At 43.8% G+C, this 13,716-nt stretch carries 13 protein-coding genes; 5 read left to right on the top strand and 8 right to left on the bottom strand.

The genetic code is table 11. From position 1 onward, the window contains the following. The first annotated feature begins 10 nt into the window (after positions 1–10). A complete protein-coding gene (locus tag R8P61_19310; protein MDW3649225.1) occupies positions 11–1,420 on the top strand; it encodes a sulfatase in 1,410 nt (469 codons plus the stop codon). On the opposite strand, the gene R8P61_19305 is transcribed toward R8P61_19310, so the two are convergent. Further along, a complete protein-coding gene (locus R8P61_19305) occupies positions 1,417–2,916 on the bottom strand; it encodes a BCCT family transporter (GenBank protein ID MDW3649224.1) in 1,500 nt (499 codons plus the stop codon). The genes R8P61_19310 and R8P61_19305 overlap by 4 nt on opposite strands. 57 nt (positions 2,917–2,973) lie before the next feature. Here R8P61_19305 and R8P61_19300 point away from each other — a divergent pair, with 57 nt between their 5' ends. Continuing rightward, positions 2,974–5,181, top strand: coding sequence for a transferrin receptor-like dimerization domain-containing protein (locus R8P61_19300; GenBank protein MDW3649223.1), 2,208 nt, complete (start codon positions 2,974–2,976; stop codon positions 5,179–5,181). Positions 5,182–5,349: 168 nt separating this feature from the next. After that, on the top strand, positions 5,350–6,678 hold the full coding sequence (locus tag R8P61_19295) for an AGE family epimerase/isomerase (GenBank protein ID MDW3649222.1): 1,329 nt from the start codon (positions 5,350–5,352) through the stop codon (positions 6,676–6,678). A gap of 148 nt (positions 6,679–6,826) precedes the next feature. On the opposite strand, the gene R8P61_19290 is transcribed toward R8P61_19295, so the two are convergent. Both R8P61_19290 and R8P61_19285 read right to left on the bottom strand, forming a co-directional pair. Continuing rightward, positions 6,827–7,726, bottom strand: coding sequence for a DUF1080 domain-containing protein (locus R8P61_19290; GenBank protein MDW3649221.1), 900 nt, complete (start codon positions 7,724–7,726; stop codon positions 6,827–6,829). A gap of 144 nt (positions 7,727–7,870) precedes the next feature. Beyond that, entirely contained in the window at positions 7,871–8,824 is a 954-nt protein-coding gene (locus tag R8P61_19285) for a sugar phosphate isomerase/epimerase (protein ID MDW3649220.1), read from the bottom strand. Positions 8,825–8,963: 139 nt separating this feature from the next. Between R8P61_19285 and R8P61_19280 the strand changes: the two genes are divergently transcribed. Then, positions 8,964–9,539, top strand: coding sequence for a DUF4136 domain-containing protein (locus tag R8P61_19280; GenBank protein MDW3649219.1), 576 nt, complete (start codon positions 8,964–8,966; stop codon positions 9,537–9,539). 74 nt (positions 9,540–9,613) lie between these two features. On the opposite strand, the gene R8P61_19275 is transcribed toward R8P61_19280, so the two are convergent. Beyond that, positions 9,614–10,507 carry a Nif3-like dinuclear metal center hexameric protein gene (locus R8P61_19275; GenBank protein ID MDW3649218.1) on the bottom strand — a complete coding sequence of 298 codons (894 nt, stop codon included), beginning with the start codon at positions 10,505–10,507 and terminating at the stop codon, positions 9,614–9,616. A gap of 74 nt (positions 10,508–10,581) precedes the next feature. Between R8P61_19275 and R8P61_19270 the strand changes: the two genes are divergently transcribed. Beyond that, positions 10,582–11,337, top strand: coding sequence for a glycosyltransferase (locus tag R8P61_19270; GenBank protein MDW3649217.1), 756 nt, complete (start codon positions 10,582–10,584; stop codon positions 11,335–11,337). 16 nt (positions 11,338–11,353) lie between these two features. Here R8P61_19270 and R8P61_19265 read toward each other — a convergent pair whose 3' ends face one another. The 4 genes from R8P61_19265 to R8P61_19250 are packed head-to-tail and all read right to left on the bottom strand — an operon-like array spanning position 11,354 to position 13,663. Continuing rightward, on the bottom strand, positions 11,354–11,662 hold the full coding sequence (locus R8P61_19265; protein ID MDW3649216.1) for a hypothetical protein: 309 nt from the start codon (positions 11,660–11,662) through the stop codon (positions 11,354–11,356). Further along, positions 11,659–12,234: an RNA polymerase sigma factor gene (locus R8P61_19260; protein ID MDW3649215.1), complete on the bottom strand. Its 576-nt coding sequence runs from the start codon at positions 12,232–12,234 to the stop codon at positions 11,659–11,661. The genes R8P61_19265 and R8P61_19260 overlap by 4 nt, the downstream gene beginning before the upstream one ends. Beyond that, complete coding sequence (locus R8P61_19255; protein ID MDW3649214.1) at positions 12,224–12,553, bottom strand: hypothetical protein; 330 nt, start codon at positions 12,551–12,553, stop codon at positions 12,224–12,226. Before R8P61_19255 ends, R8P61_19260 begins: the two co-directional genes overlap by 11 nt. A gap of 9 nt (positions 12,554–12,562) precedes the next feature. Beyond that, entirely contained in the window at positions 12,563–13,663 is a 1,101-nt protein-coding gene (locus R8P61_19250) for a serine hydrolase domain-containing protein (protein MDW3649213.1), read from the bottom strand. Positions 13,664–13,716: the final 53 nt, after the last annotated feature.

Genomic DNA, 13,716 nt, shown 5'->3' with positions numbered 1-13,716 from the left:
ATTATACACTATGAAAAAGCTGTCTTTCCTTTTCCTAATTCTGGGAATGTTTGCATGCCAGCAAGCTCCCCAAAAGAAAGCGCCCAATATTCTGATTCTTCATGCAGATCAATGGAGGGCACAGGCTTTTGGCTATGCGGGTGATCCCAATGTCAAAACCCCCAATTTTGATGCTTTTGCTGCTCGGAGTGCAAATTTCCCCCTGGCCGTTTCTGGTATGCCGGTTTGTACGCCTCATCGGGCATCTCTCCTCACGGGTCAGCGCTCCCTCACCAATGGCATTTTTATGAATGATGTGCAACTCGATACCAATGCTGTAAGCCTGGCTGAAGTATTGGCAAAGGAAGGATACAAAACCGGATACATCGGCAAATGGCATCTGGATGGAATGGGTAGAAGTGATTTTATCCCACCTGGAGCCCGACGACAAGGATTCCAGTACTGGAAGGCATTGGAATGCACCCACAACTATAATAAATCGGCCTACTATGAGGGAGATGATCCTGAAAAGAAATTTTGGGAAGGTTACGACACTTTTTCCCAAACAAAGGATGCTCAAGCATTTTTAAAAGACCAGGCTCATTCAGAAGTCCCCTTCTTTCTGATGCTTTCCTGGGGAACTCCGCATGCGCCTTATCATACTGCTCCAGAGTCCTACAGAGCTTTGTATGATTCAGCAGAAATCATCCTACGTCCCAATGTCCCGGAATCTCGCCAGGGAAAGGCGCGCAAAGACCTTGCTGGATATTATGCCCATTGTACGGCCATCGATGATATGCTTCAGGAGATTCTGCAAACCCTCAAAGAAAACGGACTGGATAAAGATACCTATGTACTTTTTACTTCAGATCATGGAGATCTGATTGGTTCTCAGGATGCCTATAAAAAACAACAAGCCTATGAGGAATCTATACGAGTTCCAATGTTGATTGCTGGACCCGGAATAGAAGTAGGGGAGTATAAAGCATTGTTCAATTCGGAGGATATTATGCCTAGCCTTTTGGGCCTGGCTGGAGTTGATGTGCCGGACTTCGTGGAGGGCTATAACTATGGGGATTTGATGAAAGGTGGCGAAGGGCCGATTGATACGGCTACGGTCATTAGTTGCATACAACCTTTCGGCCAATGGAACCGACAAAAATACGGAGGAAGGGAGTATCGAGGATTGAGAACCCTAAGATATACGTTTGCCCGTGATTTGGAAGGCCCCTGGTTGTTATTTGACAATCATGAAGATCCCTATCAGCTTCACAATTTGGTAGGCGAAAGTGAGCATCAGGAGCTGGTCGATAAATTGGATGATTTGCTCAGCCAAAAACTAAAAGCGTACAGAGATGAATTTCTCCCTGGTCTTAGCTATGTGAAACAATATGGATACCCGGAATTGAATGAATGGGAAACGGTTCCTTATCGAAATTAAGGCTCCGACTTTTTCAGCGCACGAAGCAAAGAAATCATCATCAGGACATAGACAAGAACCAAAGGCAAAGCCGAAATCAGAACGATGGTTTTCAGGGCATCCAATCCTCCTACCCACATCAGGGCTATGGGAAGCAAAACCAGGGCAATTGCCCAAAAGAGTCTATGCCAGCGGGCTGGTTCCTCATTTTCGCTCAAATCAGGACTGGAATTGCTGGCCAGGATATAGGAGGTCGAATCAAAAGAGGTCGCCATGAAAACGACAGCCATAAAGCAAAACAAGACCAAAACAAATTTACCAAAAGGGAGGGATTGAATAATGGCTATAATTCCCTGGGGTGCCTGACCAGCTGCTATGTATTCCGTCAAAGAAACACCCCCCGACAATTCCTGATGCAAGGAATAATTCCCCAAAATCCCGAAAAAGAGGATAGAGCCCAGACTACCGAAGAGAATCGTCCCTCCTATAATCTGCCGAATACTTCTCCCTTCAGATATACGGGCTATAAAAATCCCCATAAAAGGCCCGACTGCTGTCCACCAGGCCCAATAGAATATTGACCAATCTTCCACAAATCTTGTATTTGCCAGGGGCTCGGTCCAGGTACTCATACGGATGAAATTTTGGAGCATGAGCCCGACACTATTGGTCGTCATTTTCAGAATAAAAGCACCAGGACCAGCAATGAGAATGAAGGTGAGGAAGATGAAGGCAAAAGCTGTATTGAAATTGCTCAATCTTTTGATCCCTTTATCCAAACCCAGAGATACTGAAGTAGCAAAAATGAGGGTGCAAAAACAGATAACAATGACCTGAAAAAAGAAACTTTCCTCCATGCCCAGGATTTCTGCCAAACCTGAAGCGACCATAGGCGTTCCCAGCCCGAGAGAAGTCCCGGAAGCCCCCAAAAGCCCTATCATAAAAAAGGTATCCATGCTTTTTCCCAGCCAGCCTTCTCTTTTATCTCCCAATACCTCAGCGCAAGCGGTACTCATCCTCAAGCGAGGAATCTTTCGAACATAATAGAAATAGCCAATCGCGACTCCCGGCAATGCATAAAATGCCCAGCCCAAAACTCCCCAATGAAACATGCCATAAGTTGCCGCCCATTCAATAGCTTTTGTAGACCTGGCTTCCACCCCCAAAGGAGGTAAGTCATAGTAATAGGCCCATTCGATAATCCCCCAATAAAGAATACCCGTAGCTACTCCCGCACAAAAGAGCATAGATGCCCAACTGTAATCAGAATAACGAGGTTTCATTTTCCCTAATCTGAGTTTTCCCTTTTCTCCATAAGACAGATAGGCCACAAAGATTAAAACCGCTATGGCCAGCCAGATATAGCCTAGGCCGAAGTAATTCTCGATCCAGACTTTTAGCGAATCCAGGTATACAAAACTTTGCTCAGGCCAGATCAACAAGGGAATAGAAACCAGAAAGAGTAGTAGTATAGAGGGATAAAATATTTTCGGATCTATGTCCGAGCTTTTCCACATGAATCTCAACGATTGATTATATTCAGATAGAAATTAACCTAATCAAAAATCCGAACAATGCATAAAACTACGCTACTGGGAATCTTTCTCCTGAGTGGATTCCTCTTTTCTCAACTTTCTGCACAAAATCTCATAGGCTTCACCGCAGAGAATGCCAAAAGCCAAAAACAACTGGAAAAGGACTTTGATGCTAACATCAATATTGAGAATTATGATGAGTGGATGAAATACATGTCTGCCCGACCTCACCATGTAGGTTCGCCTTATGGAAAAAAAGTGGCAGATTTTATGGTGGACAAATTTCGAAGCTGGGGCTTTGAGGCAGAATTGGAAGAATATCAGGTACTCTTTCCTACACCCAAAGTGAGATTGCTGGAGTTACTTTCTCCCGGAACCTACAAAGCCGGACTCACTGAACCTCCGGTAGAAGGGGATCCTTCTTCTGATCAGGCCAAAGAAATACTGCCCTCTTATAATTGCTTTTCTGTGGATGGAGATGTTACGGCCGAACTGGTATATGTGAACTATGGAGTACCCGCGGATTATGAAGAACTGGAAAAGCGGGGGATAGATGTGAAAGGGAAAATTGTCATTGCCAAATATTACGGTAGCTGGCGGGGAATCAAACCCAAAGTCGCAGCTGAAAAAGGAGCGATAGGATGTATCATTTATTCCGATCCCAAAGATGATGGTTTTGTACAGGGAGATGTGTATCCAAAGGGGGCCTATAAAAGCGAATTTGGGGTGCAGAGAGGTTCCGTACTGGATATGCCGCTTTATCCCGGTGATCCCCTTACTCCCGGATATGGAGCTACCAAAGATGCCAAACGCATTGATAAGGAAGATGCACCTACCCTGACACAGATTCCTGTTCTTCCGATTTCTTATTCAGATGCTCAACCTTTGCTGGAAGCTCTGGAAGGACCCGTCGCTCCCGGGAATTGGCGAGGTGGATTGCCTATCACTTACCATATTGGTCCTGGGCCAGCAAAGGTTCGCCTGAAGCTCGAATTCAATTGGGAGCTTAAGCCTGCATACAATGTCATTGCCAAAATGAAAGGAAGTACCTATCCCGATCAGTGGGTAATCCGTGGGAATCATCATGATGCCTGGGTACATGGAGCGAATGATCCTATCAGTGGTATGATCGCCTTGATGGAGGAGGCAAGAGCGGTAGGAGAACTGGCGAAAACGGGCTGGAGACCCAAACGCACCCTGGTCTATTGTGGGTGGGATGCTGAAGAACCCGGACTCTTGGGATCGACGGAATGGGTAGAAGATCATGCAGAGGAGCTGAAGCAAAAAGCAGTTATCTACATCAATACCGATGGAAGCGGAAGAGGTTTTCTCTTCGGGGGTGGTTCGCATAGCTTGCAGAGCTGGTTTGATCAGATCACACGAGATGTGATCGATCCGCAAACTCAGCAGTCGGTTTATGATCGAAGAAAAGCTTTGGCAGCTGTGCAAGGCAATACAAATTTTGGAGAATTTCCCTTATCTGCTTTAGGATCAGGGTCGGATTATACGCCTTTTATTCAGCATTTGGGTATACCAGCCATGAATCTGGGTTTTGGAGGAGAAAATGGGGGGGGAGAATACCACACCATTTATGATACCTATTACCATTACAAGCGATTCAAAAATCCGGGTTTCCACTATCTCCAAACCTTGACAGAAGTATGTGGTAGGGCTAGTCTTCGTTTTTCAGAAGCAGATATTCTTCCTTTCCGATTTACTGCTTTATCCAAAACCATCGATGGCTACCTAAGTGATATCATGAAAGGCACAGAAAAAATGCGGAAGGATACCCGTCATGAAAATATGCTGATTGAAAAAGGGATGTATAAAATGACAGCGGACCCTCGTGAAAATTGGGTGGTGCCGGAAACCAAAGCAGAAGTGCCTTTCCTCAATTTTGCTCCCTTGCAAAATGCCGTTTCCCAACTAAAAATGAAATCAGCAGAAATTGATAAAGCCCTGATAAAAGGGAGTAGTAATAAAGCAATAACTGAAAAGGTAAATGATCAACTGTTTCGCATGGAGAGAGCTTTGACTCGTGAGAAAGGTTTGCCGGGTCGTTCATGGTTCCGCCATCATATTTATGCACCGGGATTCTATACAGGTTATGGTGTAAAGACTTTGCCGGGAGTGCGTGAAGCCATTGAGCAAAGAAATTATGAATTGGCCCAGGAGCAGATTGATTTGCTGGCAGATATTCTGAATGAATATACAGCAGGGCTGGAAGAGATCATGAAGACTTTGTAGAAACACAGCTTTACAGAAATTGTCATGCTGAGCGGAGTCGAAGCATCTCATATGAATTGAATTTACTTAATTCATTAGAGATTAAGGGGCCAGATTTAGGTCCCTTCGCTTGGGTCGGGATGACAATTTTTTTGTATTTCTCTTTTATCTGAAACAAGGTATTCCGCTATGAAAAATCTTAGCATTCTTTTCCCATTTCTCCTCATCGCCCTCCTTTTTGGCTGCAAAGAAGAGCCACCCGAGGAAATGCTCCTTAGTTCAACTGTAGAGCAAGTCCTGATGAAAAAGGTGCTGGAACCCTGGTATCCTCGGGTGATTGATAGTCTGCATGGAGGTTATCTAAGTGACTTTGATTATGCATGGGAAAGGACGGGCAAGCAAAACAAGATGATCGTTACCCAGGCACGACATGTTTGGACCACTTCAAAAGCTTACAATCGAAGCGGGGATGAGGGATACAAAGCAATGGCCAGGCATGGCGTGAAATTTCTCAAGGATGTCATGTGGGATGCGGAATATGGGGGTTTTCTCAATTTGGTGAATCAAGAGGGGGAAGTTCTGGACAACAGCCAGGAAAAACGAATCATCAAAGAAGCCTATGGAAATGCCTTTGCGATTTATGCCTTAGCAGCCTTTTCAAAGATTTCTGATGAGGAAAAAGCCCTGGACTATGCCAAGTCCGGATTCTATTGGTTGGAAGAGTATAGCCATGATTCTGACTTGGGAGGATATTTTCAGTTTATGGAAAGGGACGGCAGGCTGCTTAGGCAAGGATCAGGTCGGACTCCTCCCAAAGATCAAAATAGCAGCATTCATTTATTGGAGGCTTTCAGTGAGTTGTATGGTGTCTGGCGGGATGATTTGTTGAAAAGTCGTATTGAAGAACTCATTAGCATCATTAGAGATACCATCACCCATGAGAAAGGATATATGCGCCTGCATTTTTGGGAAGATTGGACACCGCTTTCTTATCGCGATTCAACGCAAGAGAGCCGTGAAAATAATCACTACCTGGATCATGTTTCCTTTGGGCATGATATCGAAACGGCTTATTTATTATTAGAAGCTGAGGAGGTGATAGGGGAAGAAAGTGAGCGCACCCATGAGGTCGCAAAAAAAATGGTGGATCATGCTTTAAGGTTTGGCTTTGATGATTCTTTGGGAGGACTCTATGATGGAGGCTATTATTTGGAAGAGGATGCCCCACTTGAAATTGTTCGTGATTCTAAAAATTGGTGGGCGCAGGTGGAGACCTTGAATACTTTGCAACTTATGGAGGGTCTTTATCCGAATGATTCCATGAAATATGGAGATAAGTTCCTGAAACAATGGGACTACATCGATACCTATCTCATTGACCATGAACAGGGAGGCTTTTATGCGGGTGGATTGGATAAGGAGCCTGAACGGAAGGAAGGGAATAAAAGTGGGATTTGGAAAGGGGCCTATCATACGGCTCGTTCGCTCTTGAATGTGGTGGAGCGGATGGAGAAGTGAGGATTTTACCATTACTAAAATTGTCATCCCGGCCTAATCCCAAGAGCCGGGATCTCTTGCAAGCTCAATTAAGTAGCTAGAGATCCCGGATATCTTATGGATTCCGGGATGACAGACTGTTTTTATTCTGATGAAAGAGGTTTAATCCTTAATATTTACAATCCTCCTCCTTATGCTTCACATAATAGCTGCGATAATTCTTCGCCTTTTTATCCATGCAGCCTTCCAAATCCAATAATTCAATATTGCGAAAATCAATAGGATGACTTTCTGCCTGCAAAGCGATATGACCAGAAGCCAATAGCTCTCCATGCTTTTTTCGCCAGTAATCTCCATTATCTATTCCGAAAGATTCCCAACTCCCATTTCCCGGCGCGATAAAACTGCTATCTATCATGGGTTTCATAAAGGTCAAAACCGTGTCGGTCTCTATGATATGGTGAACGACAGAATCCCCCAATACCACTGCTTCAACAGCCACCCATTGATCTCCGTGATAAGTCTGTGAGGAAGAACTGATACAATGCGTTTGATCCAATTTTCCTTTATACTCGACCATAGTTCCGGGCGTACACAGATTGGCCGTAGTTCGATCTCCTTTGTTTAGGCCTCCCAGGGTCTGTAATTCGATGGAAACCGGAAAATGCTGGTTGAAACTGAGGCTTTGTGCGGATTGGGAATGAAACATCACCCCACTATTGCGAACATTCCAGGAAGCGCCGCCTTTGGTTTGCTCCCCCAGAAAGCGGTATTCAAAACGAAACTTATAATAAGAATAAGGCTTCTCATAATACAAATGGCCAAAAAAAGTTCCGAACTCATCGTATTCATCATACTTGATTCGAAGCATATCCTCTTCAACCACAAAGGTATTGAGGTAATTATCATTCAATTCCTTTCCGGCGATCTTTATGTCCCAACCGCTTAGGTCCTTGCCATTGAAAAGGGATATCCACTCCTCTTTTTCTACTTGAGTAGTTGTTTGAGATGTAGGATTGCAGCTCCAAAGGAAGAGGCTGAGAGGAAGTAGGAGTAAAGTGCGAATCATTGCTTAGGTATTATAGAGTTTGTCATGCTGTTTACTAATGCTGAAAGCAATCCCCTAATTCTTAGTCAAGGAGATTGCTTTGCCGGAACTTCCGGCTCCCAATGAGAGTAAGACTGAGAATTAAACGAATGCTTGATTACTCATTTAAGCCAAAGCATCCTTGACAAAGTCGATGCAATTTTTGACTTCTTTCACCGCATCCGAACCTTTGGGAATTTTGTATTCGAGTTCAATGGCAGCGAGAAAATCATACTTTTCATCTCGTAGTAGCCTCATCACCTCTCCAATCGGCGTATCTCCTTCTCCCCAGGGCATATTGGGCCCATTATCTTTTTTGCGATCCTTGAGGTGAAGATTGGTAATTCGATTATGATATTTTTTGATTAAAGGAATGGGAGATTCATTGGTTCCAGCTACATAATGGCCAATGTCCAGATTGACTGCATTGAAGTCAGATAACTCCAGGCCTTTGTCCCAGCTTTCAAAATCGACTTTCGCATGATTGTGGTAGCCAATATTGAGTTTGTGTTCACTGGCGAAAGGAGCGAGTCTTTGCATAGCAGCATCACTTCTTTCCAGGGTGATTCCTTTTGCTCCCAGGGCCTTCGCGGCTTTGAAAGCGTAATTTACCTCATCATCATCCATACGCGCCAAATTGAACTTAACGATGTCTATGGCAACCCCTTCTTTCGTATACATCTTTCTTAAGTCCTTGAATTTTTCCATAGGAGCGTTCATGCGCCAGTTGTGGAGGGCTTTCTGCCAGGCTTGCATGGACTCCTTCTCTTTATCAGTCTGCTTACGCCAGTTTTTGACTTTGGGGCGAATAGGAGCACCGGCAAAAGCTTCTGCAGGATCTCCCATCAATTCCGTACTATTCAAGCCTAATTCAGCCATATACGCAAGGAGTTCTTCAGCACTTCCCGGCATGCTCCTGAAACTGTAGGTGATCACGCCAAGATTGACACCCAGTTTTTTGCTAAGTGTCGTATTGCTGCTATACATACTGCCGGGCAACATAGAAATTATGCCCAGGGCAGAGGCTTTTTGTAAAAATTTACGTCTGTTTAATTGAGAGGCTTTTTTGTAGTAGTTCATATAGCTTAAAGTTGGAAGGGATTATAAATGAATATGCAAAATTTCCCTTTCTCATGGAATGGATGCCAAAAAATTTTTATACTTGATTAGGGAGAAGGACTATAAGTTCCTCCTCTAAGTAGAAAATAACAAATTGAATATGAGGAATATACTCTGGATGGTATGTGGAATGGCCCTCTTATTGGGTGCTTGTAAAAGTGTTGTATTGGTTTCCGCAGATCAGATAAATAGAAGCAACAAAAATGACTTTGAAACCTTTGCTTTTGCAGAGATTGAGAAAAAGGTAAAAGTAAATCGGGTGGATACCGAAAAGACCCGAGCAGTACTGGAACAGGCCGTAGTAAAGGAAATGGAAGATGCGGGATACGTATATTCTGCAGAAGATCCGGATCTTTTGCTGGACCTACGCATCAATTACATACGTACCGATCGCAATCGTTCCCGCTACAATAATGGTCCGTATAACAATGGGCCTTATTCCCGGACCTTCTATGGGCGATACAATTATTATGACCTGCGTCAGGAACGCTTTGTAACCGAAAGCAACATCATTGCCAGCATTGACCTGTTATTTGCCTCCAGCATTCAGGAACGCAAACTCTGGAAGGGTGTTGCAGAAACCCGACTTATAGGAAAAATCGACAAGCGAATAGAGCGTCTCGAAATGGCCATCCAAAAATTGATCGTTGGATTCGAGACGGGGGAAGAAAAGTAGACGTGCTCAAGTGTTCTTGTGTTCTTGTAGATTTCAAAAACCAGAACACATGAACACCAGAACACTCCCTCTCCCTATACCGGAGTAAAAGGATCTTTCGCAGGCACATGAAAAGTCGGAACCTGAGGCAAAAAGCGACCCAGCCATTCGACCAGATAGAGCATGCCCGGTTCTTCACTCATGGCATGGCCGAGGATGATCAGGCCCTTTTTCATGCCGGCCAGAGAGGCATCCCGAACATATTCTACCGTTTCCCATTCGGCTGCTTCGCCGATAATCAGTACTTCGATATCCTCTCGGAGTAAATCTATGTGTTTGTCTTTGCCCCAGGCTCCGGGCAGCAAGCCTACACTGGAGCATTCCAAATCTCCATCGCCCACAAAGAAACAGCGGTCCAGTTTCAATTGTCTTTTCAGGAAGGCGGCCAATTCCTTCATAGTTGTTTTGGGGATAAAGCAGGCATTTTCAATTTTGGTATTGAGAAAACCCTGCCATCCGAGCGCATTGATGAAGCCTTGCAAAATTCCATCCGGCTCAACTTGATGCCAATAATCATGAAAACGCCAGACAACGATATTATGTTCCTCCAGCAGCTTCCGCTTGTATTCGTAAACCGCATCCTCTTTCAACCAGTCTACTTCATCTCTGTGATTGTAATAAGTAGGTTCATGGGTGATGATAAGGTTGGCATTTTTATCGATGGCTTCACGGATAACTTCAACAGTTGCCAGAAAGGTGCTAACAATGCCCGTCAGTTTCTGATCGCCCGAACTGGATTTGATTGTATCAACAGTATCAGGGTTACGTTCTCCGGGTACCTGGGCCATGATAAGGTCGATGGCTCCCTGCACGCTGAGTTCTTCCTGAGATTGGCAAGCTAAGGGGGAAAGCCCCAGGAAAGCAGTTGCTGAAAGGGTGATGCCTGTTTGTTTGATAAAGGCGCGGCGGTTGGGTGTAGTAGGTTCCATAAAGGGGTTTAATGCTTTAGAGATAAAAGCTACGGAAAAAGCCTGAAAGAAATAGACTTTCTGTAAATTCAAGGATGGACCTATCCATCATCATACCTGCCTTTAATGAGGAAAAACTGATCGCTGACACGATCGAGCGGATTCAGTCTGGAATGCAGGAAGTATTTGAAGAGAATTTTGACTGGGAATTGATTCTTGCAGATAATGCTTCTACCGATGATAGTGCTAAAATCGCGAAAGCTTTGGGAGCGAAAGTAGTCCTGGAACCTATCCACCAAATCTCGCGAGTCAGAAATCGGGGAGCTAGCATAGCCCAGGGAACATATTTCTTATTTGTAGATGCCGATTCTTATCCTCAAAAGGAACTTCTTTTAGAAGTGAAAGAAAATATAACACTGAAAAATTCTGTGGGAGCTGGAACAACAATTGATGTTCAGGGAGGAAGGCTGTGGAGTAAATTGCAGATGGAGCGACTGAATCCCTTCATGCGTTTGTTTTCTTATACCTGGGGAGCTTTTGTTTTGTGTCGAAGAGATATTTTCGAAGAAATAGGAGGCTTTAGCGAAGATCTTTTTGCTCTGGAAGAAATCGAATTCGTGAGAAGATTGAAAAAGGCAGCTCGAAAAAAGGGATTAAAATTTTACATGCTAAAGACTCCACTCTTTACGGCAGGTAGAAAAGATGAATTGAGCCTGAAGGCGATTTTGCAGCTATTCTTCTCCCATAGCCTGGCGGTGATTTTTTTACTTCTGCACATAATTCTCCCAAGATCCCTGAGGCCTAAAGCGAAAAGTAGCTTATTCAGCTTTTGGTATGGGCGTAGGGAATAAGTGTGATGAAAGGCCTTCAATAATTCATGCTTTTTAGCTGTTCATATTGCAGTTTTAACTGAAGCATCCGATTCAAGGCAAACATCAGGAAGCCCATAGCAAATATAAACAGGGGCATTATTTCCAGAAAGAATAAGGCAAAGCAAAAGCTAAGTAGTACAGTCAAACTTAGAATGAGCCAGACTGGCCGACTTAACTGTAGCTTGATATCTTTTTGTTTTTCCAGGTCTACAACTTCAATATTTTCCATCAAGCGCTCCGTGAAGTCCTGGGAGGTCTGCAGGCCGCTATGCTGAATTAGCTGTTTTATCTCTTTTTCTGTCATAAAATCTCTTTTATTTCAGTTCCCAATATTCTTTCTAATTCTATTTTAAAATTGATCCTCCCTCTGTAAAGGGCAGTTTTGATCTTGGCTTTTTTAAATCCGGTACTGGCTGAAATCTCGGCAATATTCATTTCGCATAAATAGTAAAGGCGCAATAGCAGGGCCTCATCTGCTTTCAATTTATCCAGAGTCGATTGAATGAATAATTTTCGTTCTTCTGCTCTGAGGGGATGTTTACGCTCTATGTTTTCCGGCTGATTTTCCTGGGCCGCCAATTTATGTGTCTGATAACTTTTCCGCTTTTTCAATTCGTTATAGGCGGTATTGATGACGATCCGATATAGCCAGGTTTTGAAAGAAGAGTTCTCCCGAAAGCTCCCAATTTTGTGAAATACCTTTATCAAAGCATCCTGCAATACATCTTCCGCCCAACTTTTGTCTTTGAGAATGGATTGAGCCAGACTCAATAAAATGTCTTTATTTTCATCCACCAGAAATCGGAAGGCATGGAGATCTCCATCCTTTATTTTTTTTAGGTAATCCGATTCTTTTGCTGATGGCTTATTCCCCACTCTTTCTTCGAATTGTATATGCCAATGCCGGCCCAAAGCTTCCAACGATCAGGATGGTTCCCCAAATGAGGAGATCCATCGTATCTTCTTCTAATTGTAAGCTTGTATAGAAAGCCGAGATGAGAACGCCGATCCCAAGGAAGAGGAAAATGCAGGCGAAATCGATCAGTCTGTTTTTACTAAACAGGCTAGGGGCAGGAATCCCTTTTTCAATCAGCATCTTTCGGATCAGATAATTGTATTTGGCGAGGATGTACACGATGGCTATCATTCCAGCCATGATGATGAGTCCTCCTAAGGTTTCATTTAATGCTTCCATATCTCTTTCTTAAAATTGTTCTCCTATTACAGACCCCAACTCAGCTAAAAAGTCGAGAAGTTTGTCACTATTTGTAAAGACAACCAGGCCATATTTTTGCTCAGGGATGAACATGGTATAGGCTTGAAATGTGTGATTGTTTCCGGTATGTAGGTGCATCAGGCCATATGGAGTAGGTTTTTGAGCAAATCCCAGTCCCCAGCCCGTTTGTCCAGTATCCAGATAAAGCTGTTCGCTTTCCTGAAAATGGTTTTGTTCGGCCAGCATTTCTTTAAAGGAATTCTTAGTGAGACCTTCCTGTTTGAGCATGGCGATGATAAACTTTGCGTATTCTGCGGCCTCACTATGCAGACTGGAAAAGGCATTGAATGTCTCTCCGCTCCATCCACCTGTATCATTGTGAGTAGGTTTACCTTCTGCATTATGGCCATAGACTTTGTGTTGGGCGAGGTAGTCGGTCCAAAGGAAAGAGCTGTGCTCCATTTTCAAGGCTAGGCTTACATTTTTGCGAAAAATATCATTGAGGCCCGCTTTCCAACCCACGCCATGTTGCATACCGATAATGGCTGCCAGGTATTGATAGGCCTCACCAGAATAGGAGAATCCTTTACCCGGTTCAAAAGCCAGTTGAATCTTGGCCCCATTGCTGTGATTGGGAAAACCTGTGCTGTGAGAAAGGACCATTCGAGGCGTAATGAGTTTATAGTTTTCCTGGTCTTTTTCTTCTATAGCTGGATGGGGAAAGTATTCGTAAAGGGGTTTATCCAAATCCAGCTTTCCTGTTTCCACCAGTTTCAGGGCGAAGTATGCGAAGATGGGTTTAGATAAAGAAGCGGCCTCAAATATGCTTTCTTTATTCAGGGGAACCCGGGTCTCCGAATTAGATACCCCAAAAGCTTCGTGATAGACGAGTTCATTATTGTTTATAATGCCTATGGATAAGCCGGGCATATCAAGGCCTTCCATAATGGCCTCGATTTCCTGATTGAGTTTATCTGATTTGATACTTTCCCCTGAGACTGTTTTGATCTTTTGGGCAGAAAGGGATGGTACAAAGAAAAGAGCTATGATGCCCAGGGTAATGAATCGAAAGATGCTGAATAGGTTCATGGGTTTTTTCTTGAGATGATCTAATGCGTCTTAATTGACAAGCCTTAGACATC

The organism is Bacteroidia bacterium (assembly GCA_033391075.1).
GTDB lineage: Bacteria > Bacteroidota > Bacteroidia > J057 > J057 > JAWPMV01.
Note: the sequence above shows the minus strand (reverse complement) of the source record. Positions and strands in the feature narration are given on the sequence as shown.

Excerpts from the sequence above, each read along its gene's own strand:
- R8P61_19310 (MDW3649225.1), top strand. The coding sequence starts at position 11 with ATGAAAAAGCTGTCTTTCCTTTTCCTAATTCTGGGAATGTTTGCATGC.
- R8P61_19305 (MDW3649224.1), bottom strand. The coding sequence starts at position 2,916 with ATGTGGAAAAGCTCGGACATAGATCCGAAAATATTTTATCCCTCTATA.
- R8P61_19300 (MDW3649223.1), top strand. The coding sequence starts at position 2,974 with ATGCATAAAACTACGCTACTGGGAATCTTTCTCCTGAGTGGATTCCTC.
- R8P61_19295 (MDW3649222.1), top strand. The coding sequence starts at position 5,350 with ATGAAAAATCTTAGCATTCTTTTCCCATTTCTCCTCATCGCCCTCCTT.
- R8P61_19290 (MDW3649221.1), bottom strand. The coding sequence starts at position 7,726 with ATGATTCGCACTTTACTCCTACTTCCTCTCAGCCTCTTCCTTTGGAGC.
- R8P61_19285 (MDW3649220.1), bottom strand. The coding sequence starts at position 8,824 with ATGAACTACTACAAAAAAGCCTCTCAATTAAACAGACGTAAATTTTTA.
- R8P61_19280 (MDW3649219.1), top strand. The coding sequence starts at position 8,964 with ATGAGGAATATACTCTGGATGGTATGTGGAATGGCCCTCTTATTGGGT.
- R8P61_19275 (MDW3649218.1), bottom strand. The coding sequence starts at position 10,507 with ATGGAACCTACTACACCCAACCGCCGCGCCTTTATCAAACAAACAGGC.
- R8P61_19270 (MDW3649217.1), top strand. The coding sequence starts at position 10,582 with ATGGACCTATCCATCATCATACCTGCCTTTAATGAGGAAAAACTGATC.
- R8P61_19265 (MDW3649216.1), bottom strand. The coding sequence starts at position 11,662 with ATGACAGAAAAAGAGATAAAACAGCTAATTCAGCATAGCGGCCTGCAG.
- R8P61_19255 (MDW3649214.1), bottom strand. The coding sequence starts at position 12,553 with ATGGAAGCATTAAATGAAACCTTAGGAGGACTCATCATCATGGCTGGA.
- R8P61_19250 (MDW3649213.1), bottom strand. The coding sequence starts at position 13,663 with ATGAACCTATTCAGCATCTTTCGATTCATTACCCTGGGCATCATAGCT.